The organism is Sinosporangium siamense (assembly GCF_016863435.1).
In the GTDB taxonomy this organism is placed as follows: Bacteria; Actinomycetota; Actinomycetes; order Streptosporangiales; family Streptosporangiaceae; genus Sinosporangium; species Sinosporangium siamense.
The window spans coordinates 43259-67659 of the sequence record NZ_BOOW01000028.1 but is presented as its reverse complement, the minus strand read 5'-3'; the positions used below and the strand labels follow the sequence as shown (position 1 = coordinate 67659).

The 24401-nt window shown below is 68.6% G+C and carries 23 protein-coding genes and 1 pseudogene; 12 read left to right on the top strand and 12 right to left on the bottom strand.

Going from position 1 to position 24401, the window contains the following annotated elements:
• Positions 1–37: 37 nt before the first annotated feature.
• The 4 genes from Ssi02_RS21195 to Ssi02_RS21180 form a co-directional block, all read right to left on the bottom strand.
• Positions 38–3736 carry an RICIN domain-containing protein gene (locus Ssi02_RS21195; RefSeq protein WP_204028054.1) on the bottom strand — a complete coding sequence of 1233 codons (3699 nt, stop codon included), beginning with the start codon at positions 3734–3736 and terminating at the stop codon, positions 38–40.
• A 245-nt stretch (positions 3737–3981) separates the two neighbouring features.
• Positions 3982–4875, bottom strand: coding sequence for an alpha/beta hydrolase (locus Ssi02_RS21190; RefSeq protein ID WP_204028053.1), 894 nt, complete (start codon positions 4873–4875; stop codon positions 3982–3984).
• A gap of 12 nt (positions 4876–4887) precedes the next feature.
• The gene (locus tag Ssi02_RS21185) at positions 4888–5562 is read right to left on the bottom strand and encodes a VOC family protein (protein WP_239129267.1); all 675 of its coding nucleotides are present in this window, start codon (positions 5560–5562) and stop codon (positions 4888–4890) included.
• Between the two features lie 8 nt (positions 5563–5570).
• On the bottom strand, positions 5571–6422 hold the full coding sequence (locus tag Ssi02_RS21180; protein ID WP_204028052.1) for an alpha/beta fold hydrolase: 852 nt from the start codon (positions 6420–6422) through the stop codon (positions 5571–5573).
• A gap of 608 nt (positions 6423–7030) precedes the next feature.
• Between Ssi02_RS21180 and Ssi02_RS21175 the strand changes: the two genes are divergently transcribed.
• The 3 genes from Ssi02_RS21175 to Ssi02_RS21165 all read left to right on the top strand — a co-directional run bounded on the left by Ssi02_RS21175 (position 7031) and on the right by Ssi02_RS21165 (position 9464).
• Positions 7031–7702, top strand: a complete 672-nt coding sequence (locus tag Ssi02_RS21175; protein ID WP_204028051.1) for a hypothetical protein — start codon at positions 7031–7033, stop codon at positions 7700–7702.
• Positions 7699–8118: a hypothetical protein gene (locus Ssi02_RS21170; RefSeq protein ID WP_204028050.1), complete on the top strand. Its 420-nt coding sequence runs from the start codon at positions 7699–7701 to the stop codon at positions 8116–8118. The genes Ssi02_RS21175 and Ssi02_RS21170 overlap by 4 nt, the downstream gene beginning before the upstream one ends.
• Before the next feature lie 374 nt (positions 8119–8492).
• Positions 8493–9464 (top strand): NAD(P)-dependent alcohol dehydrogenase, encoded by a 972-nt coding sequence (locus Ssi02_RS21165; protein WP_204028049.1) that lies wholly within the window; start codon positions 8493–8495, stop codon positions 9462–9464.
• 133 nt (positions 9465–9597) lie between these two features.
• Here the strand turns inward: Ssi02_RS21165 and Ssi02_RS21160 are convergent, their stop codons facing one another.
• Positions 9598–10098 carry an MFS transporter gene (locus Ssi02_RS21160; RefSeq protein WP_204028047.1) on the bottom strand — a complete coding sequence of 167 codons (501 nt, stop codon included), beginning with the start codon at positions 10096–10098 and terminating at the stop codon, positions 9598–9600.
• Here Ssi02_RS21160 and Ssi02_RS21155 point away from each other — a divergent pair.
• Complete coding sequence (locus Ssi02_RS21155; RefSeq protein WP_204028045.1) at positions 10087–10641, top strand: type 2 periplasmic-binding domain-containing protein; 555 nt, start codon at positions 10087–10089, stop codon at positions 10639–10641. The two genes, Ssi02_RS21160 and Ssi02_RS21155, sit on opposite strands and share 12 nt — an antisense overlap.
• Positions 10642–10842: 201 nt before the next feature.
• Complete coding sequence (locus Ssi02_RS21150) at positions 10843–11307, top strand: hypothetical protein (protein WP_204028043.1); 465 nt, start codon at positions 10843–10845, stop codon at positions 11305–11307.
• Positions 11308–11580: 273 nt separating this feature from the next.
• Here Ssi02_RS21150 and Ssi02_RS21145 read toward each other — a convergent pair whose 3' ends face one another.
• The gene (locus Ssi02_RS21145; protein ID WP_204028041.1) at positions 11581–12801 is read right to left on the bottom strand and encodes an MFS transporter; all 1221 of its coding nucleotides are present in this window, start codon (positions 12799–12801) and stop codon (positions 11581–11583) included.
• A gap of 180 nt (positions 12802–12981) precedes the next feature.
• A complete protein-coding gene (locus Ssi02_RS40160) occupies positions 12982–13395 on the bottom strand; it encodes a DUF8711 family protein (protein ID WP_507763438.1) in 414 nt (137 codons plus the stop codon).
• Between the two features lie 146 nt (positions 13396–13541).
• On the opposite strand from Ssi02_RS40160, the gene Ssi02_RS21135 reads away from it, so the two are divergent.
• The 3 genes and pseudogenes from Ssi02_RS21135 to Ssi02_RS21125 all read left to right on the top strand — a co-directional run bounded on the left by Ssi02_RS21135 (position 13542) and on the right by Ssi02_RS21125 (position 16611).
• Positions 13542–15950, top strand: coding sequence for a M28 family peptidase (locus Ssi02_RS21135; protein ID WP_204028038.1), 2409 nt, complete (start codon positions 13542–13544; stop codon positions 15948–15950).
• Positions 15937–16068, top strand: a pseudogene (locus tag Ssi02_RS21130) (VOC family protein); the annotation flags it as partial. The gene Ssi02_RS21135 and the pseudogene Ssi02_RS21130, both read left to right, overlap by 14 nt.
• A 195-nt stretch (positions 16069–16263) precedes the next feature.
• Positions 16264–16611, top strand: coding sequence for a VOC family protein (locus Ssi02_RS21125; protein WP_204028036.1), 348 nt, complete (start codon positions 16264–16266; stop codon positions 16609–16611).
• An 18-nt stretch (positions 16612–16629) separates the two neighbouring features.
• On the opposite strand, the gene Ssi02_RS21120 is transcribed toward Ssi02_RS21125, so the two are convergent.
• Positions 16630–17499, bottom strand: a complete 870-nt coding sequence (locus Ssi02_RS21120) for a sigma-70 family RNA polymerase sigma factor (RefSeq protein ID WP_204028034.1) — start codon at positions 17497–17499, stop codon at positions 16630–16632.
• Between the two features lie 150 nt (positions 17500–17649).
• Here Ssi02_RS21120 and Ssi02_RS21115 point away from each other — a divergent pair, with 150 nt between their 5' ends.
• Positions 17650–18111, top strand: a complete 462-nt coding sequence (locus Ssi02_RS21115; RefSeq protein WP_204028033.1) for a DoxX family protein — start codon at positions 17650–17652, stop codon at positions 18109–18111.
• A gap of 38 nt (positions 18112–18149) precedes the next feature.
• On the opposite strand, the gene Ssi02_RS21110 is transcribed toward Ssi02_RS21115, so the two are convergent.
• The 4 genes from Ssi02_RS21110 to Ssi02_RS21095 form a co-directional block, all read right to left on the bottom strand.
• Complete coding sequence (locus tag Ssi02_RS21110) at positions 18150–19136, bottom strand: NADPH:quinone reductase (RefSeq protein WP_204028032.1); 987 nt, start codon at positions 19134–19136, stop codon at positions 18150–18152.
• A gap of 426 nt (positions 19137–19562) precedes the next feature.
• Positions 19563–19808: a hypothetical protein gene (locus Ssi02_RS21105; RefSeq protein WP_204028031.1), complete on the bottom strand. Its 246-nt coding sequence runs from the start codon at positions 19806–19808 to the stop codon at positions 19563–19565.
• 5 nt (positions 19809–19813) lie between these two features.
• Positions 19814–20449, bottom strand: a complete 636-nt coding sequence (locus Ssi02_RS21100) for an acyl-CoA-like ligand-binding transcription factor (protein ID WP_239129262.1) — start codon at positions 20447–20449, stop codon at positions 19814–19816.
• A 60-nt stretch (positions 20450–20509) separates the two neighbouring features.
• Positions 20510–21292, bottom strand: a complete 783-nt coding sequence (locus tag Ssi02_RS21095; RefSeq protein WP_204028030.1) for an SDR family oxidoreductase — start codon at positions 21290–21292, stop codon at positions 20510–20512.
• Between the two features lie 103 nt (positions 21293–21395).
• On the opposite strand from Ssi02_RS21095, the gene Ssi02_RS21090 reads away from it, so the two are divergent.
• From Ssi02_RS21090 to Ssi02_RS21080, 3 genes are all read left to right on the top strand, one after another.
• A complete protein-coding gene (locus Ssi02_RS21090) occupies positions 21396–22001 on the top strand; it encodes a TetR/AcrR family transcriptional regulator (RefSeq protein ID WP_239129260.1) in 606 nt (201 codons plus the stop codon).
• A 220-nt stretch (positions 22002–22221) separates the two neighbouring features.
• Positions 22222–22776, top strand: coding sequence for a TetR/AcrR family transcriptional regulator (locus Ssi02_RS21085; RefSeq protein ID WP_204028029.1), 555 nt, complete (start codon positions 22222–22224; stop codon positions 22774–22776).
• Positions 22777–22780: 4 nt separating this feature from the next.
• The gene (locus tag Ssi02_RS21080) at positions 22781–24382 is read left to right on the top strand and encodes an FAD-dependent oxidoreductase (RefSeq protein WP_204028028.1); all 1602 of its coding nucleotides are present in this window, start codon (positions 22781–22783) and stop codon (positions 24380–24382) included.
• Positions 24383–24401: the final 19 nt, after the last annotated feature.

Genomic DNA, 24401 nt, shown 5'->3' with positions numbered 1-24401 from the left:
CCGGCCTGCATCTCAGGCCGGGCCCCTCCTTATCGGATTACTGGGTGACCGGGAGCCAGCTCCAGGTGTCCGCGGCGTGGCCGGCGGTGATGGTCAGCTGATTGTTCAGCCCGTGCTCGGTGAGGTACATGCGCTCCTCGACCAGGCGCGTCTGGAACGAGTAGTTGCTCAACGCGATGCCGCCGGTCACGTTGCGCTCGCACCAGAGGTAACCGTCGTTGTTGGGGCGGAAGGAATTCAGGGTGACTCCGTTTCCGCTCAACGGATCCGAACTCGTGGCCGTCGTGTTTAGATATCTCCCGCCGTAGACGAGATAGTTGCAGTCCTCACCGCCGGTCTGCCCTGCAGGGATTCTGGTGAATCGCTCATGTGGCGCGTCGTGGTCGGGATAGAGAATCACCGGAGTGTTCTCCGCGGTGTGGCCGCCTGAGACGTCGATCACAAAGCGCTCCGGCGTGGGTTCGGCCAGGCCCAGTTCGGCGAGATCCTGCATCTCCCCGGGGTCTTGCAGGAACCACCGCTGCCGGGCCGATCCGTCGGCGTCGCGGCCTCGCAGTACGGCACCGCCGCCGTCCGCCGTCAGCATCTGATCGGTGACCATGTTCTCCAGGGTCCATGTGCCGTCGCCCTGGTAAACGGGCCGCCAGAGCTGGTCGTTCGCCTCGTGGGGCCACTGCACCACCCGGGCGTTGGACGCACCGCCCTCCTGGCCCATGTAGTCCCCGGTGAGCCGGCTCACCAGGCGGTAGCGGCCGGGGAACTCCGGCTCGGGATAGAGGTTCCACGACTGCGACTGCGACTGGCTCTGGGAGTACGACAGGTCGGTGACCGCGTTGGAGATGCCCTGCAGGGCAGTGGCGACGTTGGTGGTGCCGGCGTTGCGCAGGACGGCCGTGCCCGGCGGGGCGGGAACGGTCACCGCCAGCTGCGGGGGGTTGTTGGTGTTCGGCAGTCCGCCGAGCTCGTAGCGAACAGGAAGGTGGTCCGAGTACAGCACGCTGTTCAACACAGTCGATTGGGTGACATGCAAGGTGCCGGCGGCCGGCAGGACGGCGTAGTCCAATCTCCTCTGCGGATCTATGGTCGGGTGGGTCGGCGACGGCGGGCTGTGTACGGTGAACCGGCCTGCGCCGTAGTTGTTGTTCAGAGTGGTCTGAAGGTTTTGCGGATCGCGGTTGAAGTCGCCCAGGACGGCCCACTCCAGTGCCGCCCCGTTGGGGCCGGCGGCCTGCATCCAGGTCGCGATGCGGTTCACCAGCCCGGCCATGTCGTTTCCGGTGCCGGACCAGCCGTGCACGGTGAAGTAGACGACGCCGCCGATGTTCACACCCAGCGCGGGCCGTCCGCCGTTCATGGGCGACTCGACGACGAAGATGTCCGCGGCGGGAACCTGGGTTCGGGTGGCGACCGCCAGGTTCACCCGGTTGGGCGGGTTCCTGGTTGAGGTGTCGGTGTGCAGCCAGTACAGATATCCCTGTGGCCGGCTGGCCGTACCACCGTAGCGATACTCCCGCACCGGGGGATACGAGCCGTCCTCCCGGGCGAAGTTGTTCTGCGGGTGGTCGGTGACGTGCGTGCCGCCACCGGGTGGGGAGCCTGCTTCCTGCAGCAGGACGATTTCCGCCCCGTGCTCCACCGCCAGGGGGAGCACCCCGTAGCTGTACTTCGATTCGTACTCGTTGCCGATTTCGGCCCATCCGCCGCGGGTGCCTGAGCCCTGCATGTTCCAGGTGGCCATCCTGCGGCTGCCGTTCTGCCGGGGGTCGAGCTGCCCGACGTCGCGGAGGAACAACGACGGCCTGCGCCCGTCGACGCGGGCCACGACTCCGTGCCCGTTGTAGTCCAGGGTCTCCCGGCCCGTCCAGTCGGGAATCCCCTGACCGCCCTGGCTCAGCGGCCGGAACCGGCGCGGGTCGGCGTTGTCGGAGCCGAACTGGAAGAAGGTGTCGGCCTGCACGCCGGGGCTGCCCATCGAATACGGCGTGTAGGTGGTGAACTGGCCGCCCGGCGTTGTCTGCTTGATCAGGGTGTTGTTGAAGAAGACGTTCTGCGGTCCCGAGGAGCCGGACCACTTGGCCGCTTTAGGCCCGGCGGCCCACCAGATGGGATACCAGGTTCCGTCGTCGGTCTCGCCTCCTTCCCCGCCGCAGTTGGCCGCGCAGTTGCCCGACCGGTGCGCGTAGGGGATGCGCACCGTGTTCCCCTCGAACAGGTTGAAACGTTCCCAGCCGCCGTGCAGGTTCAGGTCGGAGTCGAGGTCGTTGCGGAAGACCACGTTGCCGCTCGCCGACCACTGGAAGGTGAAGTGGCGCAGGTTCCTGCTGGTGTTGTAGGCGTACAGCGAGTCCCACACCCGGCTTCCCCGCAGGTAGCCGTTGCCGCCCTTGCCCTTGTTCCACGCCCCGTCGAAGGTGTTGCGCTCGATCTGCAGATTGCGCGCCACCTCCGTGACGATCGGATGCGAGCCGACCATCGTGGCGTTGAGCCCGCGCGCCCAGCTGTTGGCCGCCCACTTGAAGAGAATGCCGTGCATGGCATACTCCGGCGCCATGTTGCCGTAGTTGTTGACGGCGTCGGACGGCGACAGCGCATACGTGCCCCCGCCTAGCTTCGGCAGCCCGGTCATGTCCTGGGTCATCGCGAAGTTCTCGAACCCCACGCCCTCGACGGCTTTCAGCGGGGTGACCTTGCTGGGATAGACCGTTCCGAACATCGGCGGCGAACCGTCGGAGGTGGAGTCGACCGGCAGGTCGTACTCCAAGGGCCGGTCCAGCGTGATCGTCTTGGCCGTCGTGTCCTTGCGGACGACCCTGAACATCTGCTGGCGCATGTGCAGGTTTTCCATCAAGCTCTGGCTGGTGACGTCCTGCTGCGCGTAGAAATTGATGCTGTTGGCGGCCCCTACCCAGACATAGCCGCCGAGGCTGAACCTGTTCATGTCGGCGGTGGACACCAGCTTGACGACGCTCTGCCCCTCGCGGGCGGAGTATCCGGCGTCGTCGGCCCGGGCGGCCAATCTGATGCCGGAGGCCCAGTGCTGGTTGACACTTCCCTCAAACAGGTCCTTGCGGTTGGCCGGCGCCGCCTGCCACTCGTTCTGGTACCTGTCGGCCACGTCCCGGGTCTGCACCCGGAACATGGCGCGTCCCGGCCAGATCCAGCCGCCCTTGCCGAGGTCGCTGCCGCTGCCGAACTCCATGCCGTCCTGATTCCAGCGGCTGCCGTCCCCACTCAGCGTGTCGTAGCGGGTGTCGACGTCGGGCCGGAACACCAGCCGTGTGCCGCCGGCGCCGGAGCCCTGCCCGCGCAGGATCAAAAAGCTCGCGTCGACGTAAATCTGCCGGGACACGTCGATCCGCCCGGCAGGTAATGAGATCAGCGACAGCCGGTGATAGTTGGCCCGCGACGAGCACTGGTTCTTGATCTGGTCAATGGCGTTCTGCAATCCCGTGGTGTCGTCGACCCCGTCGTCCGCGACCACCCCGAAGCCCGAGGCCAGCTGCTGTGCCGTGATCCGGCAGGCCGCCTCTCCGTTGACCTCACCGTCTCCCGGAAGCCGCTGACCACCGAGATACCCCACCCGCGACCAGTCCGGCAGCCCCGCGGGCGGCTGTACACGATTGGCAAAGCTGAGATCAGGCTGGTTGGGCGGATTGACCGAGGCCGATGAGAGGGCGGGCAGCTGAATTCCGGCGGCGAATACGACGAGCAGGCTGCCTGCTAAGGCTGCGGCCAATCGTTGGAAACGTTTCACACGACCTACTTCCGCGTTACAGAGGACCCGTCGACCGAGACGGGCCGGTAGTAATGGCACAGGATCCAATGGATTTGCCATTCACCTGCGCTTATGCCGAGGTCTCAGGCTGATAAGCCCTCAAGCGGTGGCGGGCGACCCTGGCCCGGTCCGGCGAGCTCGCCGGCCGCTGTCTCGCGGGTGTCGCCATCGCTTCACCGATGCTCTGGCTCCATCAGGGGGAGATGTCAGACACTCCCCTGGTGCGCCGGGCCGGACAAGAACTCCTGGACGAGCGCCGCGAACTGGCGCGGGTACTGGAACAGGAACCCATGGCCGGCGTCGGAGAAGATCCGCAGGCGCGCGTTCGGCAGGTGGTCGGCGAGAAGCTGGGAGTTGACCGTCGGGATCATCGGGTCGTTGTCACCGGCGGCCACCAGCGTGGGCTGGGTGATCCCGGCGAGGCGGGCGAGCCGGCCGAGGTCGGGGATGCCCCACTCGACGATCGCGTCGTACTGGGCGCGAGCGACTTCAGGGCCGTTGGGCTTGTCGGGGTTCTCGGTCCGGCTGAAGATGCGCTGGACGTATTCCATGCCGAGCGCCCGGCTGGTCTCGGTGATGCCGAAGAAGATGTGAAGGAGTTCCTCCAGGCCGCCGTCCGCCCGGTTCGCGGCGCGCTCGATGTCGAGTGTCCAGCCGTGCATCTGCCGGCCGCCTCTAGGTCCGGTTCCCGCCAGGACGATCCGCCGGACCGCGCGCGGCCTGAGGAGTGCGACCTCCTGGGCGACCATGCCGCCGAGCGAGAAGCCGAGCAGGTCGACCTGCCCGAGATCCGACGCGTCGAGGAAGGAGATGGCGTCCCGGGCCATCTGCGTGACCGTGACGGGTACCTGGCCCGAGGACAGCCCGACTCCAGCGTTGTCGAGCAGGATCACCTCGCGCCCCGCGGCGAGAGCGTCGACCAGGATCGGGTCCCAGTTGTCGAGGTTGCCGCGGAAGTGCTGGAGGAACAGCAGGGGCGGCTCGCCCGTGTCGGCGGCGCCGAAGCGGCGGTAGGCGTAGGTCACCCCGTTGTCGGCGGTGACGTCGAGGACGGGTGCGGTGAGCTGCGTGAGCTCGTGGCCGTGGCTGAGGGTGGTCATGATTCGCCGTCCTTACTGGGGGAGTTCGTCGCCGTGGTGCTCGGCGATCATGTAGGCCGCGTACCATTGCGGCCAGTTCTCGTCGTACGCGCCGCCGTTGCGGGCCTCGTGCTCGCCGTGCGCGGCCGCCGCCCTTTTGAGCGCGCCGACCAGGTCGTTCAGCGACGCGTAGTTCGTGGCGCCGGTGTCGACGCGCCCGGGAAGCCGGGTCGTGACCTCCTGGATCAGGTAGGCGTTGCCGTCCGGGTCGTGGAAGGTCGCAAAAGACCCATAGCTGGCACGATCGGTGGCGAGCCCGCCGGCCCGACCGTCGGGGACCTGACCGAACTGGGCGCCAGGGGCTTCCGGGTGGAAGACGTCGCCGACCTCGGCGCCGAGGGCCGCGAGCCGGTCGCGGGCTGCGACGATGTCGGAGACGACCAGGTAGACGCCTTCGGCGGCTCCGGGCCGCTGATGGGTGATCCGGGTTCCGAACTGGATGGACGCGGGCGATCCCGGAGGCGTCACCTGGACGACGCGAAAGCCGTTCTCAAAGGAGAAGTCGGCGTCGAGGCGCCAGCCGAGGTCTTGGTAAAACTTCTTCGAGCGGTCGACGTCGGACACGGGGATCACAACGGCTTCAAGCTTCAGGTCCGCCTCCTTCGTGGCGGCGGTCGTCTCGGTGCCGGTTGCGGGCATGGTGCCCATCACTGTTCTCACCTTTCGGGTTCGATGGCGTGGTTGTCGGGCTGGTGGCGTTCCCACCAGTCGAGAACCAGGGACGCATAGGTCTTCGGTGCCTCTTCCCAGATGAAGTGCCCCGCGTCGACGACGTCGAGTGTGCTGTTGGGCAGCCGGGCGGCGAGGAACTCGCCGTGCGCGGGAGGGACGACCTGGTCCCGCTCGGGGGCGATGATCCGGACGGGTGTCCGGATGGCCGGGAGCAGCTGCTCCAACGCCTTGAGCTCGGTCGGGTAGGTGCGGACGTATCGCATCGACTCGGCGAACCGGCGACCGGCGTACGAGGCGAGGTAGTCCTCTCGCACATGGTCGCCGAGGGGTGTCGCCGGGAAGATGTTGTCCAAGGTCGTCTGCATGACGGTGGGTGCGTTCTGCTCGTACCAGCTGATGTCGGGCTCCGACACCCAGCTCGCGAGCGGCTCACCGAGTTCGAGCCGCGCCGACGCGCCGCCGCTGCCGATGACGACGCTGTGGAACCGGTCCGGCCGTTGCGCCGCCGCGAACAGGGAGGCGCTGGTGCCGATGTCCGGGCCGACGATGTGCACCTTGCCGAGCCCGAGCGCGTCCAGGATCTGAAGGACGAACGCGCCGGCTGCTCGTGGGGCGAGCAGGTCCGGACGGCTTTGCGACCTTCCGAAACCGGGCAGGTCGACGGCGACCACGTGGACGCCGGCGGCGAGTTCGGCCCAGGTGGGCTCGAAGGCGTACACGCTCTCGGGCCAGGGGCTGAGCAGGAGCGCGTGAGTGTCGCGCTGCTCGCTCTCGGCGTAGCGTACGGTGAGCCCGTCCACGGTGATGGTCTTGGGCTTGATCGGTGAGTTGTTCATGCTCGTTCTCTTTCGGAGGTTCGGGGGAGGGGCCGGGTCTGCCGGCGAGCAATGTCGGCGGCGCCTTTTGACCTCGCCGAAGTGCCGCGACCTCGGCTGAGTTCCCGCTCCCTCCTGCGAGCCCGGCCATGACGCCCCTTCTCTTGTGCTGTCAGCCTCGTCCGGCGGCGGTGTCGTTGCACCAGGGAGACCCCCTGGCCCCGCCCCCGGCCTCTGGTGCGGAAACCACCGGCAGAGCGGCACCCCGAGGGCCGGGCGTCTGGCACGCGCAAGTCACAGGTGCGAGGACACGGGATGTACGGCGCGGCCGGAAGGCAAGGCCGCGCGACCGGGAGGTGCGCGGACATGAGCGAGCCCGGCGAATGCGACGTCGTAGTGATCGGCTTGAGACCGGGTAGCGAGCATGTGCCCCGGAGCCTGGCAGAGCGACGCGACACGCCGTTCGAGCGTCCCCAGGCTGCGCCGCCGGCCCAGGCCAGGGTTTCCCCCTGGTGCAAAGGGCGCCGCGCCGGATCATGCTGAACCGAAAATCGGTCTCGGAACCGCGAGACCGGCCTGGCGGACGAGGCCCGCACGGGGTCCTCGCCGAGAGACGACGCGGAGGAGAAGTGTTCCAGCAAATCAGCAGGCTCAGGCAGACGGCCGTGGTGGTGGCGGCCGCTCTCGCAACCGTCGCAGGAGTGGCGGTGCCGGCGGCGGCCGACTATCACTACGGTTTTCCCGGTGAGGAAACGCAATGGCACGCAGTGACCTATGCGGGCGGGCCGATCTCCAGCAGGTCCACCCCGGGAGAGGCGCGCGACAACCACGGCGATCTTCTGCACGCGTGGCGGGGCGCGGACAACAACAGCATCTGGATCTCGCTGAACAACGGGCCCGCCTATCCCCTGCCCGCCACGTCCGGGTCTCCCGGCTACGCCCAGACGCACGCGGCCCCTGTGGTGATCTGGACCGACGACGGATTCCGCGGGAACTTCCGGATCTTCCACACCGGTACGGACGGCCACCTCTACCAGCACCGCATCCAGTTGAACACGAGCTACCAGTTACCCGGGACGCTGCCCTTCGCGACGAAGATCCCCAACGACGCGCGAACCTCCGACGAACTGTCCGTGGCCGCCGCCGCGCTGCCGAACAACTCCTACATGCTGGCCTGGAACAGCCAGACCAACAACGACATCTGGACGATGTTCTACGACGGCTCCGGCTCGGGCTTCACCACCCCCGCGGTGGCCTCCGGCGCGCAGAGCCACAAGGCACCCTCATCGCCGCCCAGGTGAACGACGGCAACGATCCCGCCCCCTGGAACCAGGTCGTTCTCGCATTCACCGGCACCGACAACACCGTCTACCTGGCGCGGCAGCGGTACGGCTTCGCCGGCTGGACGACCCCGCGCAACGTCGGCTGGTCGAGGTACGCGCCGTCCGTCGCACTCTCCGGGACCGGCTATGGCGCGGTCACCTTCGTGGATGTCGACAACGGCATCGGCAGCACCCGGATACTGCGCAACGGCGACTCCTCGGAGTACTACGAGGAGAACGCCTACGCGTGGACGGGATCGCCCCCGCTGGCCGTGACCAACGGCAACGCGCTGTACTACGTCATCAACGGTGCCGCCGGCGGCCTGTCCGGAGCGCTGTGGAAGTTCGTCACCGACTTCGGGACCCTGCCCACGCCCCCGGCACCGCAGTGGTGAGCTGAACATCGCGTGAGATCGATGCGCCCGGCTACCCGCGGTGCGCTACGCCCGACGGCACGGGCGGGGTATTCCTGAACAACCACACGCCCCCTTTCGATCGCGTGTTCCTCACTTCTCCCGAACCAACGCATGACCAGTTGAGCGTGACCGGCTACGCCGACACCCGCGGCCTCATCATGGGCACCAGGTCGGGTGCCGGCGTGACCGTACTTTCCGTGGACCGTCACGTGACTGCTCACTTCGCACTGAATGCTCGTGTCGTGAGTTGCCTCGCCGAGGAGGCTGTTCTTCGTTGTTCGGTTTCCGGTCGGCCGCCGGACTGTGTGTGCGGGAATCGAAGCGGATCTCCGTATGACGGCTAGAATGCAGCCATGAAGGCCGCAGTTCGCGCCAAATATGGTCCCCCGGAAGTGATTCGCGTTTCAGAGGTGGAGAAGCCGGCGGTCAAGGACAATGAACTACTCGTCAAGATCCATGCGACGACGGTTAATCGCACGGACTGTGCGTTGCGGGTGGGCACGCCCTTCATCTGGAGGTTATTCGTAGGGCTGGTCAGACCGCGGTTGACTATCCTCGGGAACGAGTTCGCGGGAGAGGTCGAGGCGGTGGGCGGGGGCGTCACCTCCTTCAAGGCCGGCGACAGGGTGTTCGGCTACAACGGCGACCGATTCGGGGCGCATGCTGAATACATGTCGATTCCCGAGGGAAGCATGCTCGCGATCATGCCGGAGGGCCTGACCTATGAGGAGGCCGCTCCCAGCACCGAGGGTTCGCACTACGCCCTCTCGATGATCCGGGCCGCGAAGATCCAGAACGGTCAGGACGTCCTCGTCTACGGCGCGAGCGGGGCCATCGGCTCGGCGGCGGTCCAACTTTTGAAGAGCCTGGGCGCCGGCGTGACCGCTGTCTGCGATACCAATAACGTGGAACTGGTCAGGGGCCTGGGCGCAGACAGGGTCATCGACTACACGGCCGAGGACTTCACGAAGGACGGGCACGAATACGACGTCGTCGTCGATGCGGTCGGCAAGAGTTCGTACGGCAGGTGCAAGCGGCTGCTGAAACCGCGCGGAATATATATCGCCTCGGACGTGGGCGCCATGTGGCAAAACCCGATCCTGGCGCTCACCACTCCGCTGCTCGGCGGCAAGAAGGTGATGTTTCCCATACCGAAGCAGGATCAGGCGACGGCGCTCTATTTCAAGGAACTAATCGAGTCGGGAGAGTTCAAACCGGTCATCGACCGGCACTACCCCTTGGACGACATCGTCGAAGCTCACCGATACGTCGATACAGGCCAGAAGACAGGAAATGTCGTGATCACTGTCGATCACTCGAACTAGCGCGGCGCTGATATCGCTGATCGTGTAATCGATTTTCATCGTTCGCCGCGATCTGCCCGCTCCGGGACCTCGTTTCTCTTGTGAACTGTCCGGCTGCGGGCCCGTGGCTTTGGATGCGGCTAATGCCGGCCCGCTACGGACGCTCCGGTCCCGCAGCGCTCCTGCCCGAGATGCCGGCCACGGCCGCACTGACCACGGCAAGCGCCGCTCCCACCCACATCACCGCGGAGATCGATACGCCGTCCACGACCCGGCCACCGGCGAACGAGCCGAGCGCGATGGAGACGTTGAAGGTGCCGACGAAGAGCGCCGTGCCCATTCGCCACCGCCCGACCGCATGATCCAGAGCTGCAGGGTCACCCCCACGCCGCCGTAGCCCAGGCCCCACACCACGAGCACGATCAGAGGCGGGCCGATCAGGGGCAGCGCCGCCGTGGGAGAGTGCCATGAGCACGGCCAGTGTGACCAGGACCGGCCTGGGATTCCTGACCGCCCATGCGCCTGCCGCGAAGTTGCCGGCCACGCCCGCGGCGCCGTACATGAGGAGTGCGGTGCCGACGAGGGCGGGACCGGCGTGCGAGACCTGCTCCAGGAACGGCTGGACGTAGGTGTAGGCCGCGAAGTGGCCGGACACGATCAGGACGGTCAGGACGAGGACGACCTTGAGCGGGCTGGAGAGCCACGCGAGCCGCCCCTGCGACGCGCGGGCCGGGGCCTTGCGGGGGCAACGGCTCGGACGCCCGGGTCCGGGGTTCGCCCGGTAGCGACGGCAGGGTCGTGGCCCTCACGCCATCCGCTGGCCGCCCGTGCGAGCATCGGCACGGAGGGCCTGGCCGGCGTGGGCCTGATCGGCCTGGACGGCCCGGCTCCGCGCACATGGCGCGAGCATGTGGCACCGTCCGCAACCCCTTCCGGCCGTTCCATCCCCCTGGCCGGTACGGTGGCCACCAGCCAGGAGGGCCTGACCCAGGTGGCGCTCAACCGGGGCGGCATGTTGTTCTGCACCCCCACGGCGGCTCACCATGGGCGTCCGGACGTCAGCTTCGTCCCCGTCACGGGGTTGCCTCCCTCGGTCCTCGGTCTGGCTTGGGTGAAGGAGGCGGAGACGGCGGCGATCCGGGCGTTCAACGAGGCGGCCGTCGGATACGCACTCGGGGCAGCGGTCCTGATGGCGTAAGACATAAAGGGGCGTCGTTAAGAAACGCGTCACCCCAAAACCGGTGAAGTGTCGATGCCCATCGACAACTCGGCATTTCAGGCTGTGATCGATGCAAAAAAGGGCCTGTCGGCGAGTGATCCAAGTGGCTTCCAACTGAGGCACAAGTAGGCGTTCCTAAGTTGACTTCCGAGCCCGAAAAACAACGAAAGGAAGTCAACAATGCGGATAAAGCACCTGGTCACGACCGCTGCCGCAGCTCTCGCCGCCGCCGTTGTGGTCGCGGCACCGGCCAGTGCCGACCCCAGCCCGCAGTTCGACCCGGGTATCGACTATGTGGCCATCGAATTGCTCAGCATCTACTGCAACAAGAACAGCGAAGGCGGCCACGACGAGGCCTACCTGAACATGGACGGCGGCAAAGTCTGGCCGCGCAGCGTGCGCTACCAGACGATGGGGGCCGGCTACACCCGCTCGATGACCGACGCCAACGGCATCGACGCGTTCCGGATCCCGGTCTACGAGGAAAGGGGCTTCTCCCTCTGGGACTACGACTCGACCAGCGGTGACGACGCGCTCGGCTCGTTCGCTGTGCGTGGTGACGAGGTGGGGACCACGCAGACCAAGCGCATTTCCGGCAGCGGCGGGTCCTACACCGTCACCTACCGCGTGGTGGACGTTCCCTGACAGGCTCCCGCCGTACTTCACCGTCCTTTTAAAGCGGCACAATAACGCCCAATGCCCGCCGCTCGACGCGGCGGGCATTGCGTTGTCGGACGGCGGGTCACACGCTGTGGCACCGCTCCCCCTCGGTCGGCTCCGTACGGCATGAGCCTCGACGGCCACGCCCTAAAAGCTCGGCCGCCACCGCCGGGATCCGCGCCCGGCGGCTCAACGCCTTCTCCGGTTGGTCGCAGGATTCGGCCCGCCCCAGCACTGACCGGTCAACAGATACGCCCCTTAGCCAGACACCCCAACCGCTTCTTGGCGCGGAAGGAGGAACGGCGTGGCCAGGAGAAGGATCCCGGCGATCGCGATCGCGGCGCGGGGGCCGGTGGCGGCGGCCAGCAGGCCCCAGACGGCGGTGAGGGCCGCGACGGTGGCGCTGCCGCTGATCGACCACGCGGACAAGGTGCGGGCGACCCGGTCGGGAGCGGTGTGGTTGAGCCGGTAGGTGGCCAGTACCGGGTTGTACACACCTATACAGGTCACCAGGCCGAACTGCAGGGCGATGACGAGCACGATCCCGGGAACGCCGGGCTGGACGAACGCCAGTCCGAGGGGCCAGCACGCACGCAGTGCCCCGGCGGTGAGCATCACCTTGCGCTGCCCGAACCGCGCCACGAGCCTGCGCGACAACCGCGCTCCGGCAAGGCCGCCGATGCAAGGGAGCGCGAACGCGAGGCCGTATTCCCAGGGAGCGAACTTGAGATGCCCCAGCAGGAGTACGGCGAGCAGCGGCTCGGTCGCCAGGAGCAGGCCGTTGACCAGAATCGTGTTGAAGAACAGCCGGCGCAGTGGCGGGTGGGTCAGGATGCATCGCCACCCTTCGAGCAGGTCGCCGGCGCGCAATCGCGGTGCGCCGGTGCCTGCGGGGCGTGGCTCGCTTCCGCCGATCGCGCGGAGGCCGAGCGCCGACAGCAGGTACCCGGCCGCGTTGGCCATCACCGTGGTCACGGGGCCGAAGATCCCGATCGCGGCGCCGCCGAGTGGCGGTCCGACCACGGTCGCCGACCACATCGTGGACTCGAACCGGCTGTTTGCCACGAGCAGGTCCTCGGGTGGCAGGAGCGTCTTCAGATATGCGCCACTGGCCGCGTTGAAGGCGATCTTGGCGGCGGCGAGGACGATGGAGACGACGAGGAGTTGGGCGAAACTCAGCCAGCCGAATGCGAACGCGATGGGGATGCTCATCAACGCCGCGAACCGGGTCAGGTCCATCGCGATCATCACCGGGCGCTTGCGGCGGAACTCCACCCACGGTCCGAGCGGAATCGCGACCGCGGCGCCCACTGCCAGGCCCGCGGCGGCCAGCGCCGACACCTGAGCGGGACCCGAGTGCAGCACGATGACGGCGATAAGGGGTAACGCCCCGAATCCGAGGCTCGTGCCGTACGAACTGACCGCATAAGCCGCCCACAACCACCCGAACCGCCGCCCGAGCGCCCGCCTGCCCGACATGCCCCACCTCGCGCCGATCCGAACCACAACTGGTTGACCATCGGCATCCAAGCGGCCAGTGGATGGCTGAATCAAACAACCGACACGCAGGCGACGCACAACCAGATGTTGTGCGTTTGCCGGTGCCTGCAGTGCACGCTCTGCCAGCGGCTGTTCCGTTGCCGGGCGCCCGCCTTCGCGTTATGTGTTGCCGCAGGCGCGGCTGAGCACCTGGAAGGAGGAAATGGTGCTGGCTCGTAACTTCTCAGCGGCTGCCTTGTCGGTGGCCTCGGGGCTTTTGTAGGTGGAGGCCAAGCCACTCAGGATCTCGTTGAGCGTGCTGTCACCGGACTTGAGGCCGATTTCTTGAAGCCGGGCCGCCGCCTCGTCCAACTGTTTCTTGGCCGGCTCGCCCGTCAGCTGGGGCATTCGCGATAAGACGCCTTCGACGATCTCGGTTGCCTCGGCACACGCCTCTGTTCTGTCGAGAATTCGGCCGGCCTCCTGAATGCCGCACCCTGAAGCGAGCAAGACCGCAGATAGGGCGACCAGAGCCCCAGATCCACTTCGGAGGAATCTCACTCGTGCGACCCTATACGGCCTTGGCGTCGCCATCGCGCTCCGCGACCGCGAGGCCGAGCGCATTCATGGCCTGTTGCGCAGAGCCGGGTCCGCGGTTTTGGGGCCTGCGGAAAACCTCAGGTGCAGACGGGTAAGCGCCTCATTCCGAGAGGTGACGGGCTCGGCCTACGTTCCTCGTCATGATTGGGAAGTTGTTCGACGTCCGCCGACGCCTGCCGGCCGGGCTGACCGCCATGCTCACCTTGGTCGTGGTGATCATGCTGTCAGTCATGGCCGACAGCACCATGCAATCTCTGCCGGCCACCGCCTCGGGTGAGCAGTTCAGCGCCGAGCGCGCGATGGTTCACCTGAAGCGTTTCGCCGCTGAACCGCGGCCCATCGGCAGCCCGGCGAACAACCGCGCCGAGACCTACCTCGCCGGGCAGTTGCGCGCGGCAGGACTGGAGGTCGAGGTCCAGCGCGCGGTCGGCGCCTGGTCCTCGGCCGGGCTGGCGACGTTCGGCCAGGTCGACAACATTGTGGGCCGGTTGCGGGGAACGGGCTCGACCGGCACCGTGCTCATCGCGGCGCACTACGACTCCGCGGCCATGGGGCCGGGCGCCTCCGACGACGGCGCCGCGGTGGCCGCGATGATCGAGACCGTTCGGGCGCTGCGCACCGGTCCCGGCCTGCGCAACGACATCGTGCTGCTCATGTCGGACGGTGAAGAGGACGGCGTGCTCGGCGCCGAGGCGTTCGTCCGCGAGCACCCGCTGGGTAAAGCCGGCGGCGTGCTGCTGAACTGGGAGGCCCGCGGGGTCAGTGGTCCCTCGCTGATGTTCGAGACCTCCGTGAACAACGCCCGCCTGGTCGAGACCTTCGTCAACGCCGTTCCCGCGCCGCGCGGTCACTCGGCCATGGCGGAGCTGTATCGGCAACTGCCCAACAACACCGACTTCACCCCGCTGACCAAGGCCGGCTTCGCCGGCATGAACTTCGCCTACATCCAGCGTTCCTCGCTGTATCACACCGCGGGCGACTCGATCGCCAACCTCACCCCGGGCAGCCTGCAACACCATGGCTCCAACATGCTGGCCCTGGCGCGTGCCCTCGGCGACGCGGACCTGCGGACGATGACCTCCGATCAGGACGCCACCTACTTCCGCGCACTCGGCACCACGATCACATATCCGGGTCAGCTGGTCTGGCCGCTGGCGGTGCTGGGCGTCCTCGCGGTGGCGGGCCTGGCGCTGATGGCGCGCGTCAGGCGGCTGCTGAGCCTGCCCCGGCTGATCGCGGCGACGCTCTCCACCGTGGTGCCGTTGCTGGTGTCGGCCGCCGCGGCGCAGGGACTGTGGGAACTGCTGGTCGCCTGGAGGCCCGCCTACGACCTGATGGGCGGTCTGCTGCACCGCCCGCGCGCCTACCAGGCCGCGATCGCGCTCCTGTGCGCGCTGGCCGTCCTCGGCTGGTATCTGCTCCTGCGGCGCAGGCTCGGCCCGGCGGCCCTGGCGGTCGGGGCGCTGAGCTGGCTCGCCGGGCTGGGTCTGCTGTGCGCCCAGGTCGCTCCCGGGGCGTCCTTCCTGTTCACGCTGCCGGCACTGGCGGGAGCGCTCGGCTGGCTGGGCGCACTCCTGCTCCCCGTCCCGGCCTGGGCGCGGACGGCCGTGGCCATGCTGGGCCCGATCACGGCCGCGATGCTGCTGCCGTCGCTGGCCCGCGACGTCTTCGACGGCATGGGGCTGGCGCTGGGCGGGGTGAGCGCGCTGGTGCTGGCACTGTTCGGGCTGATCGTGGTGCCGGTCGCGGAACTGTTCCTGCCCGATCCCGTCACCCGGCCGAAGCGTGCAGTCGTCCTCGCGGTGCCGTTGACGGCCCTTCTCCTCACGGCGGGGCTGGTCGCCACCGGGTTCGTGGTGGACGACTTCGACGCCGATCGCCCCCGGCGCACGCATCTGGCATACGTCATGGACGCCGACACCCGCACCGCCCACTGGGTCAGCGCCGACACGGCCCCGCCGCAGTGGACCAGGCGATACGTGTCGGGCCACGACACCTCCGCGTTGCCCGCCGGATACGCCCGGGGCACGCTCCGGACCGGCCCCGCACCGGCGATCGCCGCCGACGGCCCGCGAGCCACCGTCCTGGCCCACAGCGGGAACACACTGAAGCTGCACCTAACCGTCGAGAAGGGCACACGCTCGGTGACACTACGGTTCGACAAACCGATCACCCAGGCCACCGCATCTACCGGCCGGTTCGGGTCGGCGAGCGTGCCCGTCACCGGCACCCGAAGGGGCACCTGGCCCTCGGAGATCCGCTTTCGCGGCATCCCCGCCCAAGGCGCCCAGATCACCGTGCGTATCCCGGAAACGGATCGGATTCACCTCACCGCAATCGCCGAGACCGACGGGCTAACCGCGGTTTCCGGCTTCGTCCCCAGACCGCCCAACCTGGTCGCCGCCACCAGGGAAGACGGCGACCTCACCGCGGTCACCCGCACCTACAACCTGACCAGGACGGATGCGCCTCGGGGTGGCTCGCCTAAAGTCGACTCACCTCCACCGCTTAATGGGGGCTTTCAGGAAGGCGATCATGACCACGATTGACCCCCGGATCTCGCGATTTCACCTGGCCATGCCCGTTGACGACCTGGACGCCGCCCGCCACTTCTACGGTGAGGTGCTCGGACTGGAGCAAGGCCGGAGTGCGAAGAGCTGGGTGGATTCCGGCGGGTAACGCGTTGGAGTTCAAGGCGTTTGCGGACGACGCTCAGATTTTCGCCGTCTGAGAGGCGGGCTTCGCCGTACGAGGCTCGCCGGCGGTTTCCTGCCCGCCTTGCACTCACGTGGGCGGGCAGGAAACCGCCGGCTGGTGAGTACGGCGGAAGCCGCATGTCATGTGAACTCCTAGGATCGTGGCATGGCTCTTGACCTATATGCGGGAATCCCGGTCGCCGATTACCCCGCGGCGCTGAAATGGTATGAACAGCTGCTCGGATCCCCGCCCACTTTCGTCGCGAGCGACACCGAAGCGGTGTGGGAGCTCGCGGAACATCGCTCCTTGTTCATCGAGCACCTGCCCGAGAAGGCCGGCAACGCCTTGCACACGGTCTTCGTCGACGACTTCGACACACTCGTGGCCCAGATCGCCGAACGGGGGCTCGCCCCCGCGGAGCGGGAGACCTACGCCAACGGTGTGCGCAAGGCCGTCTACCGTGACCCCGAAGGAAACGAGATCGGGTTCGGCGGCGCCCCCCTGCAGGGCTGACGTCGCGCGGCGCTCTTGTCAGTTCTCGATGACCTGCAGGTGGAGTTCGCGCAGGTGGTCGAGGTCTGCGATCAGGTTGATCTCGGTGATCCGCCCCGCCGTGATCGTGAAGTCGAACGCCATGCGCGGCTGCCCGCCCGCTGACCAAACGGCTCCGGCTGCCCCGTCGACCAGCGCCAGTCGCGCGCCTTGGGCACGGCCGCAGAAGGTTTCGGCCACCGCCGAAGCGCCGCGGAGCCGCCCGGACGCCCCCGTGAGCACGGCCGCACGATCGGCGTGCAGCACCACGCCCGGGTCGAGCAGCGTGAGCAAGGCGCTGAAGTCGCCGCCCCGCGAGGCCGCGAGGAAGGCGCTGACGATCTCCTTCTGCCGCAGCAGGTCGGCATCGGACGGAGGGTCCGCCCCCTGGACCCGCCGCCGGGCCCTGCTGGCGAGCTTCCTGGCCGCGGCCGGGGAGCGATCCACGATCGGTGCGATCTCCTCGAACGGCACGGCGAAGACGTCATGAAGGACGAAGGCCAGCCGCTCGGCGGGAGTGAGCATGTCCAGCACCACCAGCATCGCCAGGCCGACCGAGTCGGACACCAGCGCGGCCTGCTCCGGATCGCTCCCGCCGTCGCCGGCTGAGTCCTGAGCCACGGCCTCCAAGGGGTCCTCGCGCAGAGTGGTGCGCGAGCGCAGCATGTTCAGCGATATCCGGGCGACGACCGTGGTCAGCCACCCCCTCAGGTTCTCCACCTCGCCGGTGTCTGAGCGGCTGAACCGCAGCCACGCCTCCTGGACGGCGTCGTCGGCCTCACTCTGTGACCCGAGCAGTTGGTAGGCCACCGCTCGCAGGTGACGGCGATGCCCCTCGAATCGGTCGGCCGGAAACTCGTGGTCACCCATCGGTCACATTCCTTCGTCGGGTCGTGTCATGTCTATGACCCGTCGGCCTTCGCCGATGTGACCGGCACACATGAGGAGCAGCTCCCCATCCAGCCGGCCTGAACTTGCGGCATCCGTTTTCGCAGTCGAGTTACTTCGGAGGAAACCATCATGTCCACCCGCGTGTGGCCACGACGACTGCTCACGGCCTTCTACTGGTTCGTGGCGTTCACGTTCTTCATGGGCTTCGTCACGAAGTACTGGCCTGGCCCCACGTTCTTCGGGCCGGCGTATTCGGTGAAGTTCGTCGAGTGGGGCTATCCGTCCTGGTTCAGGTTCGTGGTCGGGACCATTGAGGGGGTGTGCGCCGTGTTGCTGGTCGTTCCCCGCCGGCGATTCAAGTTCATCGGCGCGACGGCCCTGATCCTGCTCCTCACCGCCGCGACCACGACGCACATCGTGGTCGGCAGCGAGCTCTACGAACGCGTCGCCGCCCCCGTCAACCTGGTGATCATGTTCGTCTTCGCCCTGATCAACTGGCCGGCCGATTGGCGGGACCTGCTGCGCGGGGAACGCGACCGCCTGAACGCCGAACCGACAGAGCGCCGGAAGAAGTCCCGGATCTCGGCATGATGCCGCTGCCGAGCCGGGGACGTACACCAACCATCGTGTCACGTGTCGAGGTCCGGGCGCAGGACCGCCCGCCTGCCGTGGAGTTCGCCGTGTTCCATCCGGCTGTGGAGGTCGGCGGTGGCGCTCAGCGGATGGGTCTCGACGTGGCGGGGGTGCAGCCGGTCGGCCGCCAGGTGCCGGTTGACGGTCGCGGCGGCCTCGGCGAGTTCGGCGACCGTCGCGTGGGAGATCACGAAGCCGCTGATCGTGCAGTCCTTCATGTAGAACGCCCCCACCGGGAACACCGGCCGTGAGCGGGCGCCGGACAGCACGACGATCCGGCCGCGCGGCGCGCACAGGTCGACGGCGGCGGTGAGGTCGTTCCGCCCCGAAGTGTCGATGTGCAGGTCGACGCCGTGGGGGACGCTGTCCTTGATGTGCTCGTTGAGGGAGGGATCCCGGTAGTCGACGACCACGTCCGCCCCCAGCGCGCGGCAGTGGTCGAAGTCGTGCCCGGCGGCTACGGCGATCACGCGGGCGCCCGCCTCCCGGGCCATCGTGACGAGCGCGCCGCCGACGTTTCCCGCGGCGCCGGCCACCAGCACCGTCTCCCCCGCCCGAAGCCCGCCGTGGGTGAACAGCGCGAGGTAGGCCGTGGCCGCCGGATGCGCCACGGCGACCGCGCGGACCGGGTCCACCCCTTGGGGAAGGTGGTAGAGGCGGTCGGCCGAGACCACGGCACGCTCGGCGGCGGCACCTTGGCGTCCGCCGTGTCCAAGGCTGTTGCACCACACGGGGTCGCCGACCGCGAACCCCACCGCGCCCGGCCCCGTCGCGGCGACCGTGCCGGCCAGGTCGCGGCCGACCACGAACGGAAACACGATCGGCGTACGGAAAAGTCCGGAACGCACGAAGGTGTCCACCGAGTTGACCGCGACGGCGGTGACGTCGACCAGGACGTCGGTCGGGCCCGGCTCGGGGGTGGGCAACTCGCCGTAGCGGATGTTCTCCGGCGGGCCGAGGGTCTTGATGAAGGCTGCGCGCATGACAACGCAGTCTTTCATCGCACCTCGCCGCGCCGCCGCAGGTCAGGGGCGGGTCGAGCAGATGTGGCGCGATCAGCGGGGCGGCCCCGGCCACGGGGCCCGCGGCGTACGGAGAAGACCGCGGTGGCGCTCAGACCGCTCCCGAACCAGGCGCCGAGCGCAGCGTGGAGGCCGTCTGCCGTGGTGCGCTGCCAGGCGACGCCGCAGCCGGGGCGGAGCAGAAGCGCGGTTCTGAGCGGATACGCGAAGAAGTCCACTGCGAACGGTGATACAAGATCGGGCCTCCGGCTGCGTTTGCGCATCGCTGTCCCTGGCCGGACAGCCGAGCCGATCCAACAGCACCTCACCTGCGGCAAGTTCAATCCGCTACCGAGTGGCGCACCGGCCACGCCTCCTGGCCCGGCGCCGACATCCCGGCGCTGTTTCTCAACCGCCGCGGGGGGCGCCTGTCCGGCCCGGGCGGTCGACCAACTCATGGACGAAGTCGCCACCGACGCCGACATCCTCGACGACGCGGGCGCCCTCGCCATATCCGCCCACATCCTGACTGGACGAGTCTTGCCGACACCCCAGGGCGAGTTCGCAGGCCGGCATCAGGCCGTTGGGGCCGACGCCCGCGACGACGACGTCGATCGCGATGCGTTCCCTTCTCGGGGCAGGCGGCCCGCCCACGGGTTCTATGGAGTGGGCAGCCCCGCCTTGAGCTGGGCGAGGGCGTCGGCGAGCAGGGGCGCCAGCGGCTCCGGCGGGTCGGCCCGGAGGCTGTGTGCCATGGCGGCGTTCACCGCGGAGGTGATCGCGGACGCGACGAGGTGGGGATAAAGGTCCCGCTCCAGGTCGGTGCCGGTGCGCTCGGCCACGGCGGCGGCGATCCCGGCCTCGGCGGCGGCCCCGGCCCGCAGCAGTTCCCCCTGGAGCGCCGGTTCGGCGACCATCATGCGCACGCCCGCGCCCCAGCGCGCCGCGTCCAGGACAGGGTGGGTCTGCCCCGGGGCGTTCGGCTCGAACTGCAGGGGGACCGCGCGGGCGATCGCATCCCACAGCGGTTCCTCCGGGTGCTCGCGCAGCGCCTCCGCGACACGCAGGCACCTGTCGAGGTGGCGGGCGAATATCGCCTCGCCCTTGCTGGAGAAGTAGTTGTTGAACGTGCGCGGTGAGACACCGGCGGCCTCGGCGATGTCCTCCACCTTGACCTCGCCGAACCCGCGCTCGACGGTCAGCCGGAGCGCCGCCCAGCTCAGCGCCGCACGTGTCTCGGCCTTCTTCCGCTCACGCAACCCCATAGGATGATGGTAGCAAAACTTGCGTGTCACGAAAAGATGCGCGACCCGCAAGTTTCGCCCCCGCGCCTGTACGGCAGAGCCCACGATCCGTCACGCCGTCTTGATGGCCCCGCCGTCGATGACGTGATCGGCGCCCGCGGTGCTCCCCGCGAGCGGTGAGGCCAGGTAGGCGATCAACGCGGCGACCTCCTCCGGCTCCACCAGCCGTCCCGTCGTCATGCCCATCGCCCCGGGCAGCCCGGCCACGAGCTGCTCACGCTCCAGCCCGAGCGAGGCGGCGAGCTCGGCGCCGTAACCGTCGGGCGACTCCCACATGGCGGTGCGCACCGGCCCGGGCGACACCGTGTTGACGCGCACCCCCTGAGGGCCGAACTCCTCCGCGAGGGCCTTCCCGAGTGCCGTGAGCGCCGCCTTCGCCGTGGTGTACGGCGCGGGCCCGGCATGCGGGAGCCTAGCGGTGTTGGACGAGACGTTGACGATGGCGCCGCCCCGCCGCACCAGGCTGGGCAGCGCGGCGCGGGTCGTGCGGACCGCCGCGAAGAGGTTCAGGCCATACATCCCGGCCCACTGGTCGTCGTCGAAGGACAGGAATCCGCCCACCGCGCCGCCGTCACCCCCACCCACGTTGTTGACGAGCAGGTCCAGCTCGCCCAGCTCGGCCAGCGCCGTCTCGATCAGCCGCTCCGGCCCGCCGGCCACCCCCAGGTCCACCGGGATCCCGATCGCGCCCAGTTCCTTGAGCTCCGGCGTGATCGTCCGCGCCGCCGCGACGACACGCATGCCCTCGCCTCTCAGCGCGGTGACGGTGGCGAGCCCGATCCCCCGGCCGGCTCCGGTCACCACGGCGGTCCGCCCGTTCAGCCGCAAGTCCATATCCATCTCCTCGTTGCGTCGTTCGTGATGCAGCAAAGCTATAACTTGCGACAACGATGACGCAAGTCGGGCCGATATGGCCACTTTGATGTAGTGTTTGGCTGTGACGACGCAGCATGAACGCTTGCTCATAGGCGGCAAGCCGCTCCGCGCCGACGCCGAGCGGACGGTGCGCACGATCCTGGAAGCCGCCGAGCGTGTGCTCTCCGCCGATCCCACGGCCACCATGGAGCAGATCGCCGAGGCGGCCGGTGTCGCCCGCACCACCGTCCACCGGCGCTTCACCACGCGTGAGGCACTCCTCGACGCCCTGACCCGGTGGGCCACCGGGCAGTTCGCCGCCGCCGTCGACGGTGCGATCTCCGACGCCGCGCCGCCCGCGGTCGTCCTCTACCGGGTGACCGCCGACGTCCTCCGCGTCAAGATCGGCTGGGGCTTCGCCATGACCAGGGCCGCCGGCTCGGCGGATCCGGAGATCGCCCGGGTGCACGCCGACGTGCTGGAGAAGTGCGACCGGCTTTTCCGCCGCGCGCAGGCCACCGGGCTGCTGCGGCCCGACGTCGACATCGAGTGGGCCCGGCGCTGCTACTACGCCCTCATTCACGAGGTGACGCAGGGCCATTCCCCCGAGAGTGACGTCGACGCCCTGACCACCTTGATCGTCGACACCCTGCTGCGAGGACTCGGAACCGACTCCCGGTTCGCGTGACCGGGCGCGGTCAGGACGCCCGGTTGCCTGCTTGATCCGGCTTGTGCCGTACCTCCCTGCGAGCGGCGTTCCGCGAGGTCAGAGGTTGTTTTCTAGCAACTGATTGACATGTGGGCCTACTCGCCCTACTTTTCTATCAAGTGATAGAAAACGTGGAGGCGGACGCATGACGGCCAAACGCGCCAGACCTGGGCCGCGATCGGCAAGGCAACGTGAGCGGTTGATCGCAGCGGGCTATCGCGCGATGGTCCGCTCCGGTCTGGAGGGAGCGCGCACCCGCGACATCGCAGGTGAGGCCGGCATCACCGTCGCCACCCTGCACTACTACTTCCCCACCAAGGACGACCTGGTCAGGGCCGTGCTGGAGCACACGATTCAGGAGCAGATGCTGGCACCGCTGCGGCTCGACGCCGACTGGGACGACGGGCTGGCCGCGCTGGAGACGATGATCACCGGGCTGGCCCGCCACGCCGACGCGGAGCCGGGGCACTACCGGCTGCTCAACGAGATGACCTGGGCCGCTCGCGAGGACGCGACGCTCCGGGCCATGCTCGCCGTCTGGCACGAGGGCTGGCACGGCGCCATCGGCGACTGGCTGCGGGCCGCTCAACGCGACGGGCGTGTGCGGAGCGATCTCGACACCGGTGCCGTGGCCACGATGATCATCTATCTCGTGCTCGGCATGGTGACCCGGCCGCCTCTGCCCGCCGGCGCCGAGGACCGTCTCAGCGAGGAGCTCCACCGGCTGCTGGCCGCCTTCGAGCCAAAGGATTGACGACATGACCGAAGAGCGCACGCAAGTACTGATCGTCGGCGGAAGCCTGGTCGGACTGTCCGCCGCCTTGTTCCTGCGCCGCCACGGCGTGGACGTGACACTGGTCGAACGCCATACCGGCACGTCGATCCATCCGCGCACCCCCGGCTACAACGCCCGTTCCATGGAGCTGTTCCGGGCCGCCGGGGTGGAGGAGTCCGTGCGCGCGGCCGGCCCTTGGCGGCTCACCGGCACCGGGCTGCTGTGGGCGGAAAGCCTGACCAGTGAGAATTTCCGCTGGTTGTCCCCGCCGGGCACGCGTGGCACGGAGGACGGGTTCTCCGATGTCAGCCCCTGCGACGACGCGGTCCTGTCGCAGGACGTGCTTGAGCCGGTGCTCCGCGAGCACACGGAGGCGCTCGGCGCGGACCTGCGTTTCGGGACCGAGCTTGAGTCGTTCGAGCAGGAGCCCGACGGCGTACGGACGACCCTGCTGGACCGGGCCACCGGCACCCGCACGGCGGTCGGTGCCGACTATCTGATCGCCGCCGACGGCGCGGGCAGTGCCATTCGCACCCGTTTGGGGCTCGCCATGAGCGGTGCCGGTGTGCTGGAGCATGTTGTGGGCATCATGGTCCGCGCCGACCTCGGGGATGCGCTCAGCGGCAAGAGCTTCGCGATCTGTCAGGTCAACAACCCTGATTTTTCGGGAATGGTGCGTGTGGTCGGCGACAAGATGGCGCTGCACGTGTCCTACCACCCCGACCGCGGGGAGAGCGCCGGGCAGTTCGGCCCGGACCGATGCGTGGAGCTGGCCAGGGCGGCGGCGGGTGTGCCCGATCTGGCGGTCGAGCCGCTGGACGTCATGCCGTGGCAGGTCAGGGCGGCCGTGGCGGACAGGTTCGCCGTGGGGCGGGTCTTCCTCGCGGGGGACGCCGCTCACGTCATGCCGCCGTCCGGGGCCTATGGCGCCAACACCGGCATCCAGGACGCCGCCAACCTCGCCTGGAAACTCGCCTATGTCCTGCGCGGCTGGGCGGGCCCGGCGCTGCTGGACACCTACGACGCCGAGCGGCGGCCGGTCGCCCGGCTGACCGTGGATCAGGCGTTGGCCGCGGGCCGGGACTGGTTCGGCGCCGAGCTGCCTCCCGAGGTGGGGAGGATCGAACCGCTGCCCGAGGTGACGGTGAAGTTCGGTTACCGCTACGGCCCGGGCGAGCCCGTCGAGGACCCGCTTCACCCGAGCGGCACCCCCGGCAGCCGGGCCGCGCATGTGTGGCTGGAACGGGACGGCGAGCGGGTGTCCACGGTGGACCTGTGGGCCGGCGGGCCGGTGCTCATCGCCGGCCCCGACGGCGCGGACTGGACCGAGGCCGCCACCCGCGTTGCCGAGCGCAACGGATTGCCGCTCACGGCATACCGGCTCGCCGAGGACGACACGGCGGGCGGGTCGTCGTTCCTGGTCGATCGCGAGAAACGTTGCATGTCGGCGTTCGGCATCACCGGCACCGGAGCGGTTCTGATCCGCCCGGACGGGTTCATCACCTGGCGCTCCCCCGAGTCGGCGGGTCACCACGCCTCCGAGGTCCTCGGCGAGGCCTGCCGGGACCTGCTCGCCACCGGGTGACCGTACCCCGCCCTGCCTG

Coding starts and splice junctions, on each gene's coding strand:
- Ssi02_RS21080 (WP_204028028.1), top strand. CDS start 22,781: ATGACCGAAGAGCGCACGCAAGTACTGATCGTCGGCGGAAGCCTGGTC.
- Ssi02_RS40160 (WP_507763438.1), bottom strand. CDS start 13,395: ATGGCGACGCCAAGGCCGTATAGGGTCGCACGAGTGAGATTCCTCCGA.
- Ssi02_RS21110 (WP_204028032.1), bottom strand. CDS start 19,136: ATGCGCGCAGCCTTCATCAAGACCCTCGGCCCGCCGGAGAACATCCGC.
- Ssi02_RS21145 (WP_204028041.1), bottom strand. CDS start 12,801: ATGTCGGGCAGGCGGGCGCTCGGGCGGCGGTTCGGGTGGTTGTGGGCG.
- Ssi02_RS21190 (WP_204028053.1), bottom strand. CDS start 4,875: ATGACCACCCTCAGCCACGGCCACGAGCTCACGCAGCTCACCGCACCC.
- Ssi02_RS21095 (WP_204028030.1), bottom strand. CDS start 21,292: ATGGACTTGCGGCTGAACGGGCGGACCGCCGTGGTGACCGGAGCCGGC.
- Ssi02_RS21165 (WP_204028049.1), top strand. CDS start 8,493: ATGAAGGCCGCAGTTCGCGCCAAATATGGTCCCCCGGAAGTGATTCGC.
- Ssi02_RS21115 (WP_204028033.1), top strand. CDS start 17,650: ATGTCCACCCGCGTGTGGCCACGACGACTGCTCACGGCCTTCTACTGG.
- Ssi02_RS21150 (WP_204028043.1), top strand. CDS start 10,843: ATGCGGATAAAGCACCTGGTCACGACCGCTGCCGCAGCTCTCGCCGCC.
- Ssi02_RS21180 (WP_204028052.1), bottom strand. CDS start 6,422: ATGAACAACTCACCGATCAAGCCCAAGACCATCACCGTGGACGGGCTC.
- Ssi02_RS21185 (WP_239129267.1), bottom strand. CDS start 5,562: ATGGGCACCATGCCCGCAACCGGCACCGAGACGACCGCCGCCACGAAG.
- Ssi02_RS21135 (WP_204028038.1), top strand. CDS start 13,542: ATGATTGGGAAGTTGTTCGACGTCCGCCGACGCCTGCCGGCCGGGCTG.
- Ssi02_RS21125 (WP_204028036.1), top strand. CDS start 16,264: ATGGCTCTTGACCTATATGCGGGAATCCCGGTCGCCGATTACCCCGCG.
- Ssi02_RS21120 (WP_204028034.1), bottom strand. CDS start 17,499: ATGGGTGACCACGAGTTTCCGGCCGACCGATTCGAGGGGCATCGCCGT.